This is a genomic window from Tenacibaculum sp. (assembly GCF_048269885.1).
In the GTDB taxonomy this organism is placed as follows: Bacteria; Bacteroidota; Bacteroidia; order Flavobacteriales; family Flavobacteriaceae; genus Polaribacter.
In genome coordinates this window covers 189,692-211,181 of the sequence record NZ_JBLWTZ010000001.1, presented here as the reverse complement: position 1 = coordinate 211,181, position 21,490 = coordinate 189,692, and the positions used below count along the sequence as shown (strand labels likewise).

Annotated in this window: 16 protein-coding genes and 1 tRNA gene; 5 read left to right on the top strand and 12 right to left on the bottom strand. The window is 33.0% G+C overall.

Annotation, left to right across the window (positions count from 1 at the left end; translation table 11 throughout):
* Nucleotides 1-9: 9 nt before the first annotated feature.
* Nucleotides 10-1,197 carry a phosphoglycerate kinase gene (locus ACN0WY_RS00895; RefSeq protein WP_417799252.1) on the bottom strand — a complete coding sequence of 396 codons (1,188 nt, stop codon included), beginning with the start codon at nt 1,195-1,197 and terminating at the stop codon, nt 10-12.
* Between the two features lie 108 nt (nt 1,198-1,305).
* Between ACN0WY_RS00895 and ACN0WY_RS00890 the strand changes: the two genes are divergently transcribed.
* The 3 genes from ACN0WY_RS00890 (at nt 1,306) to ACN0WY_RS00880 (ending at nt 2,591) form a co-directional block, all read left to right on the top strand.
* Nucleotides 1,306-1,728: a molybdenum cofactor biosynthesis protein MoaE gene (locus tag ACN0WY_RS00890; RefSeq protein ID WP_417799251.1), complete on the top strand. Its 423-nt coding sequence runs from the start codon at nt 1,306-1,308 to the stop codon at nt 1,726-1,728.
* Nucleotides 1,729-1,967: 239 nt separating this feature from the next.
* Nucleotides 1,968-2,041 (top strand) — tRNA-Ala (locus ACN0WY_RS00885).
* 16 nt (nt 2,042-2,057) lie between these two features.
* Nucleotides 2,058-2,591, top strand: a complete 534-nt coding sequence (locus ACN0WY_RS00880) for a GNAT family N-acetyltransferase (protein ID WP_417799250.1) — start codon at nt 2,058-2,060, stop codon at nt 2,589-2,591.
* Here ACN0WY_RS00880 and ACN0WY_RS00875 read toward each other — a convergent pair.
* A complete protein-coding gene (locus tag ACN0WY_RS00875) occupies nt 2,588-5,359 on the bottom strand; it encodes a PD-(D/E)XK nuclease family protein (protein ID WP_417799249.1) in 2,772 nt (923 codons plus the stop codon). The genes ACN0WY_RS00880 and ACN0WY_RS00875 overlap by 4 nt on opposite strands.
* Before the next feature lie 76 nt (nt 5,360-5,435).
* On the opposite strand from ACN0WY_RS00875, the gene ACN0WY_RS00870 reads away from it, so the two are divergent.
* Nucleotides 5,436-6,221, top strand: coding sequence for an amidohydrolase (locus ACN0WY_RS00870; protein WP_417799248.1), 786 nt, complete (start codon nt 5,436-5,438; stop codon nt 6,219-6,221).
* Nucleotides 6,222-6,252: 31 nt separating this feature from the next.
* On the opposite strand, the gene ACN0WY_RS00865 is transcribed toward ACN0WY_RS00870, so the two are convergent.
* From ACN0WY_RS00865 to ACN0WY_RS00820, 10 genes are all read right to left on the bottom strand, one after another.
* Complete coding sequence (locus ACN0WY_RS00865) at nt 6,253-7,233, bottom strand: acyl-ACP desaturase (protein ID WP_417799247.1); 981 nt, start codon at nt 7,231-7,233, stop codon at nt 6,253-6,255.
* Between the two features lie 42 nt (nt 7,234-7,275).
* Entirely contained in the window at nt 7,276-8,004 is a 729-nt protein-coding gene (locus ACN0WY_RS00860; protein WP_417799246.1) for a lysophospholipid acyltransferase family protein, read from the bottom strand.
* A 140-nt stretch (nt 8,005-8,144) separates the two neighbouring features.
* Nucleotides 8,145-8,567: a hypothetical protein gene (locus ACN0WY_RS00855; RefSeq protein WP_330489003.1), complete on the bottom strand. Its 423-nt coding sequence runs from the start codon at nt 8,565-8,567 to the stop codon at nt 8,145-8,147.
* 104 nt (nt 8,568-8,671) lie between these two features.
* Nucleotides 8,672-11,269 (bottom strand): TonB-dependent receptor, encoded by a 2,598-nt coding sequence (locus ACN0WY_RS00850; protein ID WP_417799245.1) that lies wholly within the window; start codon nt 11,267-11,269, stop codon nt 8,672-8,674.
* A 217-nt stretch (nt 11,270-11,486) separates the two neighbouring features.
* Nucleotides 11,487-13,058, bottom strand: coding sequence for a glucose-6-phosphate isomerase (gene pgi, locus ACN0WY_RS00845; RefSeq protein WP_417799244.1), 1,572 nt, complete (start codon nt 13,056-13,058; stop codon nt 11,487-11,489).
* A gap of 2 nt (nt 13,059-13,060) precedes the next feature.
* Nucleotides 13,061-14,341 carry a peptidoglycan DD-metalloendopeptidase family protein gene (locus ACN0WY_RS00840; protein ID WP_330488917.1) on the bottom strand — a complete coding sequence of 427 codons (1,281 nt, stop codon included), beginning with the start codon at nt 14,339-14,341 and terminating at the stop codon, nt 13,061-13,063.
* A gap of 95 nt (nt 14,342-14,436) precedes the next feature.
* Nucleotides 14,437-15,213 (bottom strand): DUF3108 domain-containing protein, encoded by a 777-nt coding sequence (locus tag ACN0WY_RS00835; RefSeq protein WP_417799243.1) that lies wholly within the window; start codon nt 15,211-15,213, stop codon nt 14,437-14,439.
* A 103-nt stretch (nt 15,214-15,316) separates the two neighbouring features.
* On the bottom strand, nt 15,317-16,234 hold the full coding sequence (locus ACN0WY_RS00830) for a tryptophan 2,3-dioxygenase family protein (RefSeq protein WP_330488915.1): 918 nt from the start codon (nt 16,232-16,234) through the stop codon (nt 15,317-15,319).
* 93 nt (nt 16,235-16,327) lie between these two features.
* Nucleotides 16,328-17,488 carry a 4-hydroxyphenylpyruvate dioxygenase gene (gene hppD, locus ACN0WY_RS00825; protein ID WP_330488914.1) on the bottom strand — a complete coding sequence of 387 codons (1,161 nt, stop codon included), beginning with the start codon at nt 17,486-17,488 and terminating at the stop codon, nt 16,328-16,330.
* Nucleotides 17,489-17,576: 88 nt separating this feature from the next.
* Nucleotides 17,577-18,734: a homogentisate 1,2-dioxygenase gene (locus ACN0WY_RS00820; RefSeq protein ID WP_330488913.1), complete on the bottom strand. Its 1,158-nt coding sequence runs from the start codon at nt 18,732-18,734 to the stop codon at nt 17,577-17,579.
* A gap of 370 nt (nt 18,735-19,104) precedes the next feature.
* On the opposite strand from ACN0WY_RS00820, the gene ACN0WY_RS00815 reads away from it, so the two are divergent.
* Nucleotides 19,105-21,453, top strand: coding sequence for a TonB-dependent receptor domain-containing protein (locus tag ACN0WY_RS00815; protein ID WP_417799242.1), 2,349 nt, complete (start codon nt 19,105-19,107; stop codon nt 21,451-21,453).
* Nucleotides 21,454-21,490: the final 37 nt, after the last annotated feature.

Genomic DNA, 21,490 nt, shown 5'->3' with positions numbered 1-21,490 from the left:
GCAATTTTCTTATTTTAAAATTGCTTCAATACCAGGTAAGGTACGTCCTTCTAACATTTCTAACATCGCTCCTCCACCTGTAGATACATAACTCACTTTATCTGCAAATCCGAATTGTTTTACCGCAGCAACTGAATCTCCTCCTCCAACTAACGAGAAGGCTCCATTTTTAGTTGCTTCTTCAATAGCATTTCCTAAACCAATGGTTCCTTGTGCAAACTTTTCCATTTCGAAAACCCCTAAAGGACCATTCCATAAAATCGTTTTAGACGTTGCAATAACTTCAGCAAATTTTTCAACCGTTTTAGGGCCACAATCTAACCCCATCCATCCATCAGGAATTTCATTTGTGTCTACTACTTGCGTATTGGCATCGTTTGAAAAAGCATCTGCAATAACAGCATCTACTGGTAAATGAATTTCTGTATTGTTTTCTTTTGCTTTCGCTAAAATTTCTAAGGCTAAGGCTAATTTATCCTCTTCAACTAGTGAATTTCCAATTTTTCCTCCTAAAGCTTTGATAAACGTAAACGTCATACCACCCCCCACAATAATGTGATCTACTTTCTCAATAATATTTTCTATTACACCAATTTTAGACGATACTTTTGCGCCTCCTAAAATAGCGGTTACTGGTTTTTCTGAGTTGTTTAATACTTTATCAATGCTTTCAATCTCTGTTGCTAATAAATTTCCGAAGCATTTATTTTCTGAAAAAAACTGTGCTATAATCGCAGTAGAAGCATGTGCTCTATGTGCAGTACCAAAAGCATCATTTACATATACATCACCCCATTTAGATAATTGTTCAGCAAAAACAACATCTCCTTCTTTTTCTTCTGGATAAAAACGTAAGTTTTCTAGTAATAAAATCTCTCCACTTTTTAAATTAGCTACCACTTCTTTAACCGCTGAACCAATACAATCATCAACAAACTTCACTTGTACACCTAACACTTCTGTTACTTTGCTAACAATATGACGTAACGAAAACTGATCTTCTTTACCTTTCGGGCGCCCTAAATGCGACATTAACACACAGCTACCTCCATCTTCTAATATTTTTATAATCGTTGGTTTTGCTGCTTGAATTCTCGTATCATCTGTTACTTCAAAACTATCGTTTAGAGGTACGTTAAAATCTACACGAATTAATGCTTTTTTATTTTCGAAATTGAAATCGTTCAATGTTTTCATTTTAAGTTGTATTCTGTTTCAGCTAACAAAAATAATTATTTAAATCTGATTGGTTTCTATTCTTTTTAAGCTTTCAATCTTATATCTTTGTTAAACTTGCATACTAATATGAACACAACATCTATAAAAATAACTTCAGAAAAACTTAATTTACAAGAATGTTACGATTTTGTAGCCGATCCTTCCTGTGGTGGAATTGCTGTTTTTGTAGGTACTGTAAGAAATGCTACTCAAAACAAGGAAGTAACTCAACTAGATTTTTCTACCTACAAGCCCATGGCAATTAAAGAAATGCAAAAAATTGCGGATACTGCTTTGGAAAAATTTAGAGTAAAAAAGATTGCCATTCATCACGCAGAAGGTTTGTTAACGATTGGTGATATTCCTGTAATTATTACCGTTTCCTCTCCACACAGAAAAGCCGCTTTTGAAGCATGTCAGCACGCCATTGACACCTTAAAAGAAACAGTTCCTATTTGGAAAAAAGAATTTTTTGAAGATGGTGAGGTTTGGGTGAATGCGCATCCTTAAAACTTTAATACTTTTAATTAAAGGATATTTTGAAACTAATTGTCACATCGAGTAATTTTTCTGACTTAAAGAAAGAAAAATGTATCGAGATGTATGGGGCTATTAGTTCTCGATACATCTCCCAATGGTCGATACTCGAACTGACATTATTTATCAAAAAATAAATTGAACTCAGGTTTAAAATACTATATTTGGCATGAAGTCATTTCTAATAATGTAAATGCATAACAATCTTTATTGGGGCATTAGCTCAGTTGGCTAGAGCGTTTGACTGGCAGTCAAAAGGTCATCGGTTCGACTCCGATATGCTCCACTATTTTTTTAAAATTATGATTGAGTTCACTACTGCAACCAACCCAACAGAATTGCTTCAAATACTAAAGCTGCAACAACAAAACTTACCCGAAAAATTATCGGAAGCAGATAAAAAAGAACAAGGGTTTGTTACGGTTCGTCATAACTTAGAATTGTTACAAAAAATGAACGATGTACACCCTCATATCATTGCAAAAAGTAATGGGATTGTTGTGGGTTATGCCTTGTCAATGTCTAAAATTTTCAGAAATGACATTCCTATCCTCATTCCTATGTTTGATGAAATAGATACAACTTCAGAGGGTAGTAAACCTTATATTTTAATGGGGCAAGTTTGTATAGACAAACATTACAGAGGAAAGGGAGTTTTTAGAGGTTTGTATGCAACAATGAAAGAAGAATTCTCTGGAATATACAACTCTATTATCACAGAAATTGATGAGGAGAATACTCGATCTGTCAATGCGCATAAAGCCATTGGTTTTAAAACTTTAAAAACCTATACGAGTAACAACCAAGATTGGGAAATTGTTTATTTAGCTATTTAATAGGGTAAATTAGTAGCTTCTACAAAGCTGAGTGCAGGATTGTATAGCTCTGTTAACACTGTTTTGATTTCGGTCATAAACTCCTCTAATTTTTCTTCTGTAATCGCATTATCAGGTTTTCGATAATTAGATGAGAAATTCATCTGTAAAAAACCACTTTTTAGGTTTTTAAATGAGATAATTCCTGCTTCAAGCGGTTTATCAAAATTAAATTGTGTGTCTTGAGTATATAAAAAAGCATACAACATTACCTGAATCGCTTTGTGGTATTTTAAATCGCGTATCACTTCAAAGTCGAGTACCTTTAAATTAGTACTATCAACCATTCCTGTTTTATAATCGATAATTCGAGTAACACCGTTGAGCTCATCAATTCGGTCGACAATTCCCTTTATTTTTATCGGAAAATTAATTCCTTCAACTCTTATTTCTGAAGACAACTCTTGCTCTGTAGCAATTATTTTTAGCTGGTTATTCTCACCCTTCAGCAATTGTTTTTCCTTCGACAGAAAATTCTCTACAAAACGATTAGCCACTTCAAAAATTAACCGGTTCTTCCCTGTGGTTACATCTCCGTTTTTAAAGTGTTTTGAAAAATAAAAACTTACGAGTTCTTTGATTTTTTTCTGCATATTTTCAACATCTTCTACTTGCAGAAATTTACCTTCAAAAGGTTTATATAATGCTTCCAAGGTATCATGCACAACAGTTCCCATAGTATTTGCAGCAACCGTTTCTTCAACATCGTCTAGTTCATTAATTTTTAAAATTTTCTGCTTGTAAAAAGCAATCGGATTGTACAAGTAATTGGTCAATGCCGATGGAGAAATTCCTTTTTGAGCTAATTCTTGTAAACGTTCTAGTACTTTTTTATCTTTTTGAATTTCTTTTAACTGCACAGGTGATGTTACTACTTTCGGACTGATAATCTTTTCAGTAATATCATCTCGCATCATTGCTAGCTGCGTTACAAAACGACTTTTTTCTCCACTTCCAAACACATCGTGTTCGGTATTGTATAAAATGTAAATGTTTTTGGCACGTTGTAACAATCTAAAAAAGTGGTAGGAGAACAGTGCATCTTTTTCTCTGTACGTAGGTAAACCAAATTCTATTTTTACATCAAACGGAATAAAGGTGTTTTGTTGATGATTTCCTGGTAAGACTCCTTCATTCACTGAAGTGATGATTACATTTTCAAAATCTAGCACACGAGTTTCCAATACTCCCATTAACTGTAACCCTTGTAAGGGTTCTCCTTGAAATGATAAACTTTCCGACTGTATTAATTGTCTAAAAAATTGATGCAAGGTTTTTAAATCTTGTACATATCCAAATTCATTATGCAGGTTTTGCAACTGAGTAAATGCGGTGTAGAAACGGAATAAATATTCTTTTTCCAATTCATTCGCATTCTCTTTTAGCAAATTAATCAGCTCAATTATTCTGTTTAAAAATTCACTAATTGATACAAACGGATTGAAAATAGTGACAATTTTTTCTTTAATACCCTCCTCAACAGGAGAAAGAAATGTTATGATTTCTTCTGGACTGATAAAAGTATTGTTCTCTTCGGCTACTGTTTCTGAAAGCACATCTGCTACATTAGTATACTCATCTAACTGTAATAGTTGATATATAGCAGCATCTTTTACCAAGCGAACTACATCTTTATGGTAAAAAAAGTTGCTTTCTTTCTTTTCTAACTTTTCTTGATGTAGAAATAATTGAAAAATAGCAAATATTAAACTCGTTGTAGGAATATCTTTTAGCGGATATCCCATTGTAATATTAATAGCATTTACAGTCGCAGGCAACGAATTCAACGTAATAGGCAATAGTGTTTCATCCGCTAAAACCAACGCTGTGTTGTTATAATTAGGTAGCTTTTCTAAAATCTCTCCTGCATATTTTATCTGCGTGATGTTTTTAGACGCTCCAATTACTTCAATATGTTTCCTTTCTGAAAAGAAATCTTTAACCGTTTGAATTGAATGCTGCTGATAATATTTCCATCGAGTTTTATATTTTCTTAAAAAGCTTCCTGCTTGGTGTTGACTTTCATAAAACGTTTTGTCAATATCCCAATAGGCTTCTGCATTTCCATGCAACAAAAATTGTTCAAACAACAATTCTTCTGCGGCATTTAACGCATTGAACCCTATAAAAAAGTATTTTTTCTGTTGATTTCTACGGATGAAATCTGCTACTTTTTTAGTTGATTCTCGATATAAAACTCCTTGGTATCCAATATTATTTTCAACCAAAAACTGATAAAAAGCATCGTAATATTTATTCAACTTTTCCATAAAAGAAAAGTGATCTTTCATCAATTCGGTTTCTTTAAACGCTCCTTTTACCGACCATTTTCGTAAACGATGTATATCTCGTAAATACACAAAAATCTCTCGTGAGTTAATTAAGTGTTGGTCAATCTCATTAAAATCTTGTAAAAGCGTAAATGCCCACGAAGAAAACACATCAAACGAATCTGGGTTCTCTTCTTGTTCTTTGTAAATGGTATAAAAATGGAAAAGGAGCTGAACTGCATCAATCTTTTTCATTTCAGAAATTTCTTCAACAAAATCACCAATATTAATAATCTCTGGTAAAAAACCTGCCTTTTTAAGCGTCGTCGAAAAATTCTTTTTAAACGTTTCTTTTACAAAAACTCCCGCCCTTTGTGAAGGCAATACAAACACAACATTTTCAAACGATTTGGTGTTTTGTAAAATAGTATCTAACGTTTCTGAGATAAAAGACTGCATTTTTTTAAAATGGTTTTAGCTTGAATCGAAAGTACAATTTTTATCCTATTTTTGAGAGTACAAATAGCCTATATTCATGAACACAACGAATCACTTAAGAGTAGCTTTGATTCAATCGGATTTAATTTGGGAAAATCCTACAGCAAACAGAAAAAAATTTGAAAAAAAAATCAATGGTTTATTAGATGAAATTGATTTAATCGTTTTGCCTGAAATGTTTACTACAGGATTTACCATGAATGCTTCAGCAGTTGCTGAAACTATAGAAGGTGAAACGGTACAATGGTTACAAGATTTGGCTCAAAAAAAAGCCACAGCCATTACAGGTAGTATTGTTATTCGTGAAAATGATCGTTTTTACAATCGTTTGTTATTTGTACATCCTTCTGGGAAAATAGATTCATATAATAAGAAACACACCTTTACGCTAGCAGGTGAGCATGAAGTATTTTCTGCAGGAACTGAAAAAATTATTGTTGACTATAGAGGATGGAAAATTTGCCCGTTAATCTGTTATGATTTACGTTTTCCTGTATGGGCTAGAAATACTGAAAATTACGATTTATTGCTATATGTAGCTAGTTGGCCTAAACCTCGTATCGAAGCATGGGATAGCTTATTAAAAGCACGTGCTATTGAAAACATGACTTATACCGCTGGTGTGAATAGAGTAGGAGTTGACCCTAATAAGTATGAGTATACAGGAAATACCGTATGCTACGATACTTTAGGAAATTGTTTAGCTAAAAATAACCTAGGGAGTGAAGAAACGTTAATTGTTAAACTAAACAAACAAGAGCAAACAAAAATCCGTGATCGATTTCGCTTTTTGGATGATCAAGACACGTTTATATTACAATAAAAAAGCAACCAAATTGGTTGCTTTTTTATTTTTATGCAGGAATCATCCATTTAAAATTGAACTTTGTATCAGGTACTACGATACGTTCGGTGATTCGGTACATTCTATCTGGTAATTTCATTAAGAAATCACGTGCTTTTTCTGCTTCTGGTGTTAAATTAGTAATCTTATCAATTTCCCAAGCTTCGTTTAATTTTCTTACGATATCAACATAATCAAAACCAGTATAAACACCTATTCTTTGCGCTACTGTTGAGAAATCATCAAACAAACTTCCTTTTTCTCCAAAAGATTCTCTTAAATGCATTGCTGGCATTACAATTTTATGTTTCATCATATGCTGAAACGCTAACATCATTTCACTTGGATCAATCTTAAAGATTTCTTTTACAAATTCAGTATATGCTAAGTGATGACGCATTTCATCTCCAGCGATAATTCGAGACATTTTTGCCAAAGCTTTGTGTCCTTTCTTCTTCGCTATTTTCGCTACGTTTAAGTGCGAAATATACGTTGCTAGCTCTTGAAAACTTGTGTACACAAAGTTTTTATACGGATCGGTTGCAGTACCGATATCGAATCCGTCAGCAATTAAATGCTGTGTAGACACTTCTACCTCACGCATGTTTACTCTTCCTGAAAGATATAAATACTTATTTAATACATCTCCATGACGGTTTTCTTCAGCGGTCCAAGCACGAATCCATTTTGCCCAACCATTATCAGGTTGCTGTGTTATTCCATCTAAATCTAACAACCAAGATTCATAGGTTGGCAAAGCTTCTTCGGTAATCGTATCTCCTACCAAAACCACCCAAAAATCATCGTCAAGCTCTTTTGAAATTTCTTGAATTTCTTTCACTTCATCAATAAAAGTATCTTTTTGAGAGTTGGGTAAAAAATCAGTTGGTTGCCAAATTTTTTCTATTGGCATTAAGAATTTGTCTACAAAACTGTCAATGTTTTTTTCCAGCGTTTGCATTACTTCTTTTCTAATGTTTTGTAATGACATAATTTAAGTTAAGGGTTTATATTTATTGTTGTTTGTTTTTGTTTAGTATATCGCAGACTTTACAGCTGCTTCAGTTTTTGCTATTAACTCATCAAATGGTAAACTACTTACCTTTATAGGTTCGTGCGTTTTTATCTTTATTGGGCTTCCAATTCCTAACGGGAATTTTCCGTATTTAAAAACTTTCCATGAGTTGTTTATTGACAACGGAACCACATAGGCATCTGGATTGTATTTAGCAATCATTTTAAGCCCATTAACAGAGAATGTCTTTGGTTTTCCTGTTCTACTTCTTGTTCCTTCTGGAAAAATAGCCGCAGACCATTTATTTTTATTAATTCGTTTGGCGAACTTACCTAATTCAGATAAGGCTTGCTTAGGATCTTTCCTGTCAATTAAAGCTGCTCCTCCATGTTTTAAATTGAAAGAAATGCTAGGAATTCCTTTTCCTAGCTCTTTTTTGGATACAAACTTTGGGTAGTGCTTCCTAAGATACCAAATAATTGGCGGAATATCAAATGTACTTTGATGATTTGCTACAAAAATTAAAGTGGTATTTTCTGGTAAGCTATGTTTATTTTCAAATTGAACTCGAATTCCTAAAATTAATAACGATTTAATTAGAAACCAATTCATGATATTTACTACTTTTTGGTGTCCTTCTTGACCAAAAAATTTTAATCCAATCCATTGTACTGGATGGAAAATTAATAATAGAGAAAAAAACACCAATGCAAAGATTGATGAGAGAATATAACTTAAGATCTTCATTCTATTTAGTTGTTTTGTTGTTTGCTAGTTTTGTTTTTTTAAGAGCAAAAACCGTTTAGAAAACATACCGATTTCATTTTTAAAACTTTACTAGTCCGCAAAAATAGAAAATCCCGCGAAAGCGGGACTATAATTTTATCTTAAAACCAGTTGCTCCAAGGAATTCTTGAGAGAATTAGCAATAAAGCCAATCCATAGAAGATGGCAAAGGTTTTAAACTTAGCTTCGCTTTTTACTTGTTTTTTATGTTTTGACCATCCTATGGTTATTAATACTATGGCAATAATCATCATTAATGGATGCTCAATCGCTAATAAACGTGTCGTTGACTCTCCCATTACCTCGCTTCCGTTTGATTTTAAGGCTTTATACCAAGGAGACATAAAATACCATCCTAAGCCTATTAATAATTGAATGTGAGCTGTAATTAACGTAAATAACCCTAAACGGAACTCTTTATGGGTGAATTCTTTTTTTTGTACTAATCCTATAATAGCATTTACCACAGTAAAAATTAAAACTGCTAATACAATATATGCCCAATAAGAGTGCAAAGTTTTCATCATGATTTTATACATTTTAAGTTAGTGTAAAAATACTGAATTTTATGCATAAAAAAACCACCTCATATGAGGTGGTTTTATATTTATTTTTCTAATTAAAATTATTAGAAGTTATATCTAACTGAGAAGTTCCAAGTAGTTCCCATACCAAAGTAACCTTGGTTACTAGTATCAATACCCTTGTATGTGTTCGTTGTTCCAGCTCCAACTGGATTGTTAGTTCTTAATTCTGAAATATATTCAGTATCTAAAACATTGTTAACGTTTGCTCTGAAGTCTAAAGACTTAGATCCTTCTCCTAATCTTAATTTATAAGATATACCAGCATCTAATAAACCATATGAAGGAAGTTCTAAGTTTTCTTTAGTTGCTCCAACGTTTGCATATAATTTATCATAGAATCTATAATCTGAATCTATACTTAAATCATCTGTAATAGAGTAATCAAAACCAAGACCGAATGTGAATTGAGCAGCATCACCTACTTTTCCTCCATCTACGTCTACAACTGTACTAGCTCCAGTTACATTTCTATCCTCATCTAAAGTCCTTGTAACAACTGATCCTGAGTATGTCCAATCACCTAATGAAAGGAAACCTCTAAGGTCTAATTGTTGTAATGGTTTTGCCACAAAATCAAACTCAACTCCTTTATGGTATTGGCTTTGTCCTGTTTTCTCTGTTGTAGTAAGCACTCCGCTATTAAAAATTGAAACAGCCTCAACTCTATTTTTCCATATTGTATTATAAAGGTTAACATTATAACTAAAGAATTCTGACTTAAAGCTATATCCCATTTCTAAACCAGTGATATCTTCATTTTGAGAACTTGGGTTGATCGAATTATCAAAACTATTAAAAATGTTATCATGATATGGTTGACGTGAATAATAACCTCCGTTGAAATACAAAGACCCTCTTTCAGAAGTTTTAAAACCAAGTCCTGCTTTTAAATTATAACCTAGGTTATCTACTTTTTTAGAATCTTCATATTCTGGTAGATAGTCATATCTATCAAATCTTTGGTGTTGTTGATTAGAAATAGCTCCTTGGAAAAATGCAGACATATTATCATTTGAATATTCAAGCTGAGTAAACACTCCTCCATAAGTAATTCTTTCACTACTATCGTAATCAATTCTTTGGTCTTCTCCAGCTGCATTAAACATTGCAGACCAAGGATTAGTACCAAAACTTTCAGTAGCTGTAACAGCTACAGTAGGACCTACTCTTGTGTGAGTATTGTCTTTTAAATCTCTATCCTCAGTCCAAGAGTTTAATCCATGGAAATCTGCTACTTGTCTAAAGTGAGTTCCATAATAAGTTCTAATGTCTGCTCCAATATTAAATTTTAAATTATCATTAATATCGTGCTCAAAGTTAGATACTAAACCATACCAAGCATGGTTATTTACAGAAGATCTTGTAATGTAAGTATCGTTTCCAAACATACCTATTCCACCAGCAGCAGCATTATTTGCATAAATTGCATCATAATCTATAAGCCCATCAGCAGTTCTCTCTCTCGACCCTCTATTTCCTGTTCCACCACCACGACCGAATGAAGCATATAAAACAGTCGATAAACTTGATACTTCTGAGATTTTATAATCCCAGTTTAAATTTAATACTGGTTTATGATAGAAATTTCTTCTTTCTGTCATATACTCCCCATTATAAGTACCCCAGTTATTGTTATATTTTTTCCCTTTATCTAAGTATGTTTGAATACTTTTAGAGAAATTTTGGTCATGCCATTGTGGTGCACCTGTAAGTAAGAAGTTAAAATTATGTTTCTCATTTGGTTTATATCCAACAGAGATAAAATAAGTTTGTCCTTGTCCTTTAGTACCATCAAAGTACCCATCACCTTGCCAATGAGAAAGCATTACACTAGTTCCCCATCCACTTTCACTCATACCGGTGTTATAAACAGCAGATACCTTATAATAATTATCATTTGCTGTACCAGCATAAAAATATCCTCCTTCTTTTTTATCAGTAGTTTTTGTTACAAAATTCATTGTACCACCTACAGAAGAAATTGCTAATTTAGAAGCTCCTAAACCTCTTTGAATTTGGATTGCAGAAGCAATATCATTAACTCCTGACCAGTTAGACCAATACATTTTACCATCTTCCATACCGTTAATTGGTTGTCCGTTTAATAAGAAAGCGGTATTTGTTTGATCAAATCCACGAACAGAAATTCTTGAATCTCCAAAACCTCCTGATTGACCAGCAACGTAGATTGAAGGAGTATTTACCAAAGCCATCGTAACATCTTGTGTTCCAATTTTTTTCTGAATTTCAGCTGCTTTAATAGTAGAAACTGCTACTGGTGTTTTTCTTCCTCCAGCTAAATCAATCACCCCTTTACCGATAATTACAATTTCATCCAAAGTATTAGATGGCTGTAAAGCAATTGTTCCTAAATCAGAAGCTCCAGAAAAAGAAACTTCTTTGTTGGTATAACCAACAAACGATACTACTACTGCTCCTGAATTAGAACTAGCGTTTAGTATGAATTTTCCATCAAAATCAGTTGCAGATCCGTTTGTAGTTCCTTTTACTACAACGTTAGCTCCTGGTAATGGTTCCCCCATTTCGTCAACTACTGTACCAGTAATTTTTGTTTGACCTAAAACTGTAGCTGTTACAAAGAACAAAGCTACAAGTAATACATTTTTAAATGTTTTCATTTTTTAATCTAATTGTTATTAAATGCAGGTGCAAATATCCCGCTTTTACCTATTGCTAATATTAACTTAATGTTAAGTTTTAACAAGAAATTAAGACAAGGTAATATACAAAAATGCACACTAAACACTGATTAACAGCGATTTAATTTTCAACACCCTTATTAACAAAATCTATATATATGTTAAAAAACCAAAAAGAAATACGATTGAGCAGTATTTAATCGTTTCTAAGTTTTTTTTGAGCTAGTTCTTTTCCTAATTCTACACCAAACTGATCATATGAGAATATATTCCATATAACTCCTTGGGTAAAAATTTTATGTTCATACATCGCTAAAAGCATCCCCAGAGAATAGGGAGTTATTTTTTTTAAAACTATTGAATTACTAGGGTGGTTCCCTTTAAAAATTTTATACGGTAAAAGACTATTAATCTGATTTAATTGATTGTTCGTCTTTAAGTCTAAATGTGCTTCTTGTTTTGTTCTCCCGAAAGCTAATGCATCCTGTTGCGCAGAATAATTTGCAAGCAATTTTTCATGATGATCTTCTAAATGATGTAGCGGTTCTTTGAAACCAATAAAATCAACTGGTATTAATTTAGTTCCGTGATGCAATAACTGCATAAAGGCATGCTGAGAATTCACACCTGTCCCACCCCAAACAATGGTTCCTGTTTGATAACCAACTCGATTTCCATTCCTATCAACATCTTTCCCATTGCTTTCCATCACAGCCTGTTGTAAATAAGTCGGAAGTTTTTCTAAATATTCGCTGTAAGGCATTACCATTTCTGTTTCAGCTCCAAAAAAATTATTATACCAGATACTTAAAAGAGCCAATATAACGGGTATATTTTCATTGAAATTAGCTGTTTTAAAATGCTCGTCCATTTTCTCAGCACCTCTTAACAATTCTTCAAAATTGTCAAACCCTAAGGATAAAGAAATTGACAAACCGACGGTTGACCAAAGAGAGAATCGACCTCCAACCCAATCCCACATTGGGAATACATTCTTCTTGTCGATTCCAAAATTATCAACTGCTTTCATATTAGACGACACTGCTACAAAATGTTTGGAAACATCAAAAACAGTAGCTGATTTTAAAAACCAATCTCTTATCGTATTTGCGTTGTTAATAGTTTCTTGGGTTGTAAAACTTTTAGAAACAATAACAAAAAGGGTTGTTTCTGGGTTTATCTTTTTTAAAATTTCAGAAACATGATCTCCGTCAATATTTGATACAAAGTGAGTGTTTAACTTATTTTTGTAAAACTGTAATGCTTCAACAACCATTTTAGGACCTAAATCTGATCCGCCAACACCAATATTGACAATATCTGTAATTGATTTTCCCGTATATCCTTTCCACTTACCTGAAATAACCTTATTACTAAAAGCCTTCATCTTTCGTAAAGCTGTTTTAATTTTAGGTCTTATATCTTTTCCATCAACAAAAACAGGAATATCAGTACTACTTCTTAAAGCAGTATGTAATACCGCTCTATTCTCTGTTACATTAATTTTATCTCCTGAAAAATATTTTTCAATAGCATCTTTTAGTTCAACTTCTTCTGCTAAAGAAATCAACAAGTCAATTGTTTCTTGTGTTATCCTATTTTTTGAGTAATCCACAAACAATTCATCCAAGCAAACTGTAAACTCTTTCTCTCTGCTTTTACTGATACGAAACAACTCTCTTAATTCACAATCTTTCGTTTCTTCAAAATGTTTAGTTAAATCTGTCCAAGCATTGGTTTCTGTTGGATTTATATTTTGTAAAGGCATAGTTAATTCGTAGCTAAGATTTCTTTTTCTTTGAAAGATAGGGGTTCTGGTTGCGGTAAGGTTATACTGTCTAACTGTCTTTTTAATGGTTTTATATATTCTAAATATGCGGGTTTTATTTTTGGATCCAACGGCTCAGCAGAAGGCAGTTTTTCACGAAACGGATCTACTTGTCGCCCATTTTTCCAAAAACGGTAACAAACATGAGGGCCACTCGTATTACCCGTCATACCTACCCAACCTATAATATCTCCTTGCTTAACATATTCGCCAACCCTAACTTTCCTCCTTTTCATATGTAAATACTGTGTTGTATAAGTACTATTGTGCTTTACTTTTACATAGTTCCCATTCCCTCCTCTTCTTGCAGATTCTACAACGGTTCCACTTGCAGTGGTCATAATAGGAGTTCCGTACCTAGCAGCAAAATCGGTTCCTTTATGAGCTCTAACTCTGTTTCCGTATAACTTTATACGTCTTCTTAAATTATAACGCGATGATATTCTATATTGAAATTTAATCGGTGACTTTAAAAATGCTCTTCGTAACATATTTCCTTCTTGATCATAATATTCAGGAATTTTTTTTACCGAATCGGCTACATATCTGTAAGCATACAAATCTTCTCCGTTATGCTTAAAAATTGCCGCCTTAACTTTGCCATATCCGACAAAAGTAGTATCGTTGATAAACTTTTCTTCAAAAATCAACTTAAATGTGTCTCCTTTTTGCAAACGATAAAAATCCAATGTCCAGGCATAAATATCTGCAACCGTATTTGTTAATGTTGGCTTTAACTGTAAACTATCCATCGTAACTGATAAGTTCGAATATATTTTACCTGCTATTTCCTTTTCAACCGTTTTGATCTTTTTTCTGTGTTTATACGCTGAAATTATGGAGTCTGAAAAATTGATAACAGTCGACTCCACTTTATTATGTTTATAAATAAAAACTTGGGCTTGTTCTAAAGTGTCTTTAGAAGCTAAAATTGTATATGCTCTTCCAGAGCGTACTCTTCGAACATCAAAAGTATCTTTTATTTTGGTTGCTATTTCATTAATCTTAGGATACATCACATGATGTCTATCCATAATAACCCCAAAACTTTCTCCACTCTTAATTGTATCATTAATAACCTTGTAGTTATCTAAATTAAACCCGTAAGCCATAATTGGCTTCGGCTTTTCTATCTTAACAGGTTCTTGTACGACGACCTTTTTTTCTTTTTTACAAGAAAAGAAAAGGCTTACAATAATGAGTGTGAAAATGATTTTTTTCAAAAAAAAGCTGCTTTAAATTTGAGTTTATGCGCAAAAGTACAAATAAATACTATTTTTTCTCCTACTTTAACAAATCTTAAACAGCTAACATGTTTTTAGTCTATTATTATTTCAAAAGGATTCGCTAAGCCCTTATAAGCATCTAATTCTGCACGAAGTGAACCAACAGCTAAAGAAGCTTTCATTTTTACGGGTATTTTATTATCATCTGCAGTAATCCAAATAGTAACACTTTCTTTTGCCTTAAAAACTCTACCTGCCTGTACCAAAGGCCTAAATTTTTGTGTTTTCACCTTTCCAAACTTGGTTTTTACTGTTTCGTACCCCAAAAATCGTAATTTAAATGGATAACTTTTATCATCAAAAAACATATCTAACCTTATTTCTTGTCCTTTTTTTAAACTTTCAGTATCTTGACTTCTTAGAAAATAGAACGTAGAAATCATATCTTGTGGAGATCTAACAGATATCAATGTGTCTTTTTTCTTCAAAAAATCTTGCACATATGCTGTATTCTTGTTATGATTAAAAGTGATATGACGGTTCTTTTTATGTCCTCCCTCATCTATTTTTCTTTTAAACAAATAAGGTTCTACTTTATCTATTCCAAAATAACTCTCATATCGATCATCAACTTTAAAGAACCAGCTAATTACACCTGTTGTTTTACCTGTTCCTATAGCATGCAATACTTTTTGGTTATTTAAATTCTTTTCTTTTAGTTGCAAAACAGCGGTTCCTGCTTTTAAAAAGCCACTATAACTCATATCAAAACGAAGCCATTCACCACTTTTATAGGCTTGTGGTTTACTTTGTGCAAAAAAACTTTGTACAACTACTAAAAATGTAAAAAACAATATTTTTTTTCTCATAATGTTCAAACTTATGAAAATTGATAGACAATTACCATTCCAAAATTTAAAAAAGCTGGTTAACAGAACATTAAACAGCTTTTATTTTATTGTTAGGGGGAGTTTAAAAAGTTCCCCAGTTTTTCAATTCTTCTTCGTTCCATAGATATGGAAAGAAAATTCTTCTTTGGTATTTTGGATGTAAGTACTTACGCCAGTTACTTCCTCCTGTAGCTTCTATATCTCCATCACTTCCTCCCAAATATTTTCCTGCAGCATTGTAATGTGCCATTACCCATTTTACATTTACTGTATAATCATAATGACGCATTGCCTTGATTAGCTCTTCATTTTCTTGAACTTCTTCAGGCAATTGCTTGAATTTTTTGGAAAGATTACAATCGTTATAATCTTCCATAAAATCTATAAAATCACCCATATACTTTTTCTCAAACAACTTTAAAAGCGTTGTCTTTTGTCCCGTTGAGTAGTTTTTCCCTGCTGCCTGCCAGTATAGGTGATCATAAGCATTTTTAAACGACGAATTTCTATCAATTGTATCTCTATAACGAGCGTCTATTAAATTAATAAGGTCTGTAGAAGCAAATTCAATTTTACGATATTGTGCGCTTTGAAATCCACTTGCTGGAGTTAGTGTATTACGGAATTTTAAGTATTGGTCTACATCCATTCCATCACCCATAACTGAAAACGAGCTGCATAACATATCAAAGTAACGGCTTATACGCATTAAGTGTTTTGAAAACTTTTCTGCAGAAATTTCTGATGATTTTGCCACCTGTTCAATTTCCCATAAAATCATTTTAAACAACAATTCATTTACCTGATGATACATGATAAATACCATTTCATCTGGTAATGTAGTTCGGGGTATTTGCAACCCTAAAAGGGCATCTGTTTGAATATAATCCCAATAGGTTATAGGCTCACTCCAAAGCAGCCCTTCGAGCATTGCTTCAACAGGAACCCCTAATTTATCGTACTTTTCTTCTATTGCTTTTAATATTTCTTCTTTGCTCATTTTACATTTGTTTGAGAAAAAAGAAAAGAGAAAAGAGAAAATAGACCGTAAAACCATCTATTTTCTTTTCTCTTTTTTCTATTATCTATTAGTCTATAACGTTCCTCTTAATTCTTGTTCTCTTTCTATTGACTCGAATAATGCTTTAAAGTTTCCTGCTCCAAAACCTCGAGCTCCCATGCGTTGAATGATTTCAAAGAATAATGTAGGACGATCTTCAACTGGCTTTGTAAAAATTTGCAATAAGTACCCTTCTTCATCGGCATCAATCATAATTCCTAAAGACTTTAGTTTTTCAATGTCTTCTCTTAACTCATGACTAAATTCCTCTAACCTTCCAGGAACTGCTTGATAATATGCTTCTGGTGGAGTTGATAAAAACTCTACCCCTTGAGATTTTAATTGACTTACTGTTTTTATAATATCATCAGTTGCTACTGCAATATGTTGTACGCCTGCTCCTTCATAAAAATCTAAATACTCTTCAATTTGAGAGCGCTTTTTCCCTTCAGCTGGCTCGTTAATTGGAAATTTAATTCTTCCATTTCCATTAGACATTACTTTACTCATTAAAGCTGAGTATTCTGTATGAATTTGCTTATCATCAAATGATAAGAAGTTTTCAAATCCCATTACATCTTCATACCATTTTACCCAAACGTCCATCTGATTCCAACCAACATTCCCTACCATGTGATCGATATACTTTAACCCTGCTGCTGGTGGGTTATAATCTGATTCCCATTTTTGGAATCCTGGCAAAAATGTTCCGTTATAGTTTTTACGCTCAACAAACATATGAACTGTTTCCCCATACGTGTATATTCCTGCCCTTACAACCTCACCGTACTCATCTGTTTCAACAGTTGGCTCCATATATGACTTCGCTCCTCTTGAAGTCGTTTCTTCATATGCTTTTCTTGCATCTTCAACCCAAAGTGCCACTACTTTAACTCCGTCACCATGTTTAACAATATGCTCATTAATTGGTGATTTACTGTTTAATGGTGTTGTTAAAACTAATTTGATTTTGTCTTGTTTTAACACATAACTTACTTCTTCTTTAGAACCAGTTTCCAACCCTTTATAAGCATGTGATTGGAAACCAAAAGCTGTTTTATAAAAATGTGCTGCTTGTTTTGCGTTTCCTACATAAAATTCAACATAATCTGTTCCTAAAAGTGGTAAGAAGTCTTGTGCTCCTTCAAATATTTTTTCTAAACCGTAGTTTACTGATTTTATTTCTTTTGACATTTCTCTCTATTTTGAAAATTTGATAATTAGTTAATTTGAAAATTGAATTGACACATTTTCAAATTGTCATATTTATATGTATGCTGAGCTACTCTAACCAAGATTTATAATAATCTTCGTCTGCTATTTTCATCGCTTCTTCGGTTACTTTTAACGGCTTAAAAGTATCTACCATTACTGCTAGTTCTTCAGTTACAGTTTCACCGATACTTCTCTCAGTAGCTCCAGGATGTGGTCCGTGAGGAATACCTGCCGGATGTAGTGAAATATGACCTGGTGCAATGTCGTTTCTACTCATAAAATCTCCATCTACATAGTACAGTACTTCGTCAGAATCAATATTACTGTGGTTGTATGGTGCGGGAATCGCTTGTGGATGGTAATCGTACAATCTTGGGACAAAACTACAGATGACAAAAGCATCTGTTTCAAAAGTTTGATGTACTGGTGGTGGTTGATGTATACGCCCTGTTATAGGTTCAAAATCGTGAATTGAAAAAGCATACGGATAATTATATCCATCATACCCAACAACATCAAAAGGATGGGTTGCATATACCATTTCAATAATTTCGTTTTGTTTTTTCACATTGATAATGAAATCTCCTTTTTCGTTATGGGTTTCTAACTCTTCTGGTCTACGGATATCACGCTCACAGAATGGCGAGTGCTCTAGTAATTGACCAAACCAGTTACGGTATCTTTTAGGAGTATATACTGGACGATAAGATTCTACAATAAACAACCTGTTATCCTCCGTATCGAAATCTAATTTATATATAATTCCTCGAGGAATTACTAAGTAATCACCGTATTTAAAATCTAAGTTCCCTAACATCGTACGTAATTTCCCAGTTCCTTTATGGATAAAAATTACCTCATCTGCATCGGTATTCTTGTAAAAATATTCTTTGGTAGATTCTTTTGGAGCTGCTAAAATGATATTACAATCAGAATTGGTAAGTACTACTTTTCTACTTTTTAAATAGTCATTTTCTGGCGGTACTTGAAATCCTCTAAAACGATACGATTGAATATTATTTTCCTTCGCTACTTTGGGTGCTACCGAATATTGTTTGCGGATTTCTTTGACCATAGTTGGTCTGTATTCATGGTAACTGTTGGTAGACATCCCGTCAAAACCAATCGTACCAAACAATTGTTCGTAATATAAACTTCCGTCTTCTTTACGAAACTGAATGTGTCGCTTGTGTGGAATTTTTCCTAATTTATGATAAAAAGGCATTTTTAATTAATTTGATAATTCAACAATATGTTAATTTTACAATTAACACTCTTCCTTTATTTAGTCAGCTCATACTACTTGCTACATACATCGTGACTAAATCACAAAATCAATCAATAATAGTTACTCTGGATTCCGTTTTATCATAAACTTTAAATGCGCTAAAAGATCTTTCCAATGCATTTTAAATAGGTTTTTTAGTTGCGTTTTACAAATATACCAAATTTAAAAAGATGTTGATATCTCATTAAATTTCAAAATTTTAGTTTTTTTTATTTAAAATTAGTCTAAATAAATTTTGACACTTACGGCTCTTGGAATATATTTGCCTTGTTAAATAATTTTTATTAAATCTAAATAAATAAACAAAATGAAGAAAATTGTACCTATATCGTTGGTATTGTTTTTATTTATTACGACAACATTAGTTGCCCAAAACAATTCTATTAAGGGAATCATTGTATCTGACAATAATGATTTCCTCGCTTCAGTAAATATAACTCTATCTCCAACTAATAAAGGGCTTGTAAGCAATGAAAAAGGGGAGTTTGAGTTTAGAGACTTAAAAAAAGGTAAATATGTAGTTAATTTATCAATGGTTGGTTTTGAAAGAAAAACAATTACCGTAAAACTTAAGAGTAACGAATCTAAAAACCTCGGTAAAATTGTTCTTAAAGAGGCAATTGATCAATTAGATGAAGTTACAATTGATGGTGTAAAAAACAGGTATGCTAAAAACAACGTATCCAATTCTTTACGTTTAAAAACTCCAATTAAACAATTACCACAAAACGTTCAAGTTGTTGGCACAGAAATACTGCAAGATCAACTTGTTACAAACATGCTAGAAGGTGCATTTAGAAACGTTAGTGGTGTTAGCAATATAGAGCATTGGGGACATTTTGCTCGTGTTAACATGCGTGGATTCAGATTACCTGCTTTTAGAAATGGAGTCAATATTCAAGATTCATGGGGACCATTATCTGAAGATACTTTTATGGTAGATCGTATTGAGTTTGTCAAAGGCCCATCAGGCTTTATGATGGCTGCTGGTGAACCTGGAGGTTTTTACAACGTCGTAACCAAAAAACCTACAGAAGAAAAAATGGGAACTGTAAACTTAATGGCTGGTAGTTTTGACACTTATAGAGCGGCGGCTGACTTTGGTGGTGCTTTGACAAGTGACAAGCGCTTATTAGCTCGTTTAAATGTTTTATATCAAAATACAGGAAGTCATAGAAAATTTGAAGATACCGAACGTATAGGTATCGCTCCTTCTTTATCTTATAAAATAACAGATAAAACTAACTTCTTAACCGAGTTTTCTTTCCAAAAACTTAACACTCTCATTGGTGCAGCTTATATATTTGGCCCTGTTGACAAAGGGTTTGGTAGCCTCCCTAAAGATTTTGCTATGGTTGATAGTAATTTCCCAGACACTGATATTAAAGAAGTTAGTTTACTAAACCAACTAACTCATAACTTTAACGAAAACTGGTCTGTGGAAGCAAAATATGTAACAATGCTTTACACACAAGAAGGAGCTTCTGCTTGGTTAGGTAGCATACAAAATAATGGTGATGCTATTAGAAGTGTAAGTATATGGGACGCTATTTCTGAAAGCGAATACTTTCAATTGTATGCGAACGGAAAATTCAATACAGGAGCTATTAGCCATAAAGTGATGGGAGGCTTTGATTATACCGACAAAGAGTATTTTGCTGATTTTAGTCAAGCTGGTACGGTAGACACCCCTGCAAATCCGTTTAATATTTATAACCCAACTTATGGAGATCGAGTTTTTCCAGTATTTGATAGAAGTACCCCTTTAAAAGAACGTGCTAGTTTATATACCTACGGAACAACAATTAACTCTTTGTATGCACAAGATGAAATAGGCCTTTTAGAGAATAAAATACGCTTAACATTAGCGGGTAGGTATACAGCATTACAGCCTAAAGGGGATATTACCACTAAAAAATTCACTCCTAGAATTGGTTTGAGTGCTGATATTACTCCGCAAATTACCGCTTATGGATTATACGACCAATCATTCTTAGCAAATGATGCTATTGATAATACTGGAAAAAGATTTGATCCTATTGAAGGAACTATTTACGAAGCTGGTTTAAAAACCAATTGGTTAAACGGCAAAATAAACGCTTCATTAAGTGCATACATTATCAATAAAAACAACATGACTACTAGCGATCCTACCGATCCTACCCGTCAGTTTAGCATTTTACTCGGAGAAGTAGAGTCGAAAGGTTTTGAATTTGATATGCAAGCGCACATTACAAGTGAATTGGACTTACTGTTAAATTACGCCAATACAAATGTTGAGATTGCAAAATCTGACATTCCAAATACCGTAGGAACAAGAATTGCTGGACATGCAAAACATATCACTAATGGGTGGTTAAATTATAACTTTAATGAGAATTCAGCCCTGAAAGGTTTTGGCCTTTCTCTAGGATATCAATATTTAGTAGATAGATCTTCTTGGGCTTGGAATGCAGACAACAAAACAGAATTACCAGACTACTTTAGAATGGATGGAGGTATTCATTGGAAGAACAACAAATTACGTGTTGCTTTAAATATCAACAATATTTTAAACAAACATTTGTATTCTGGTGCAAACTACGGAACGTACTTATACTGGCAATCTGAACCAGGAATTAATGGTAGAGTATCTCTTACTTATAACTTATTCTAACAAACTAAAAACCACCTATTTTCTTAGGTGGTTTTAT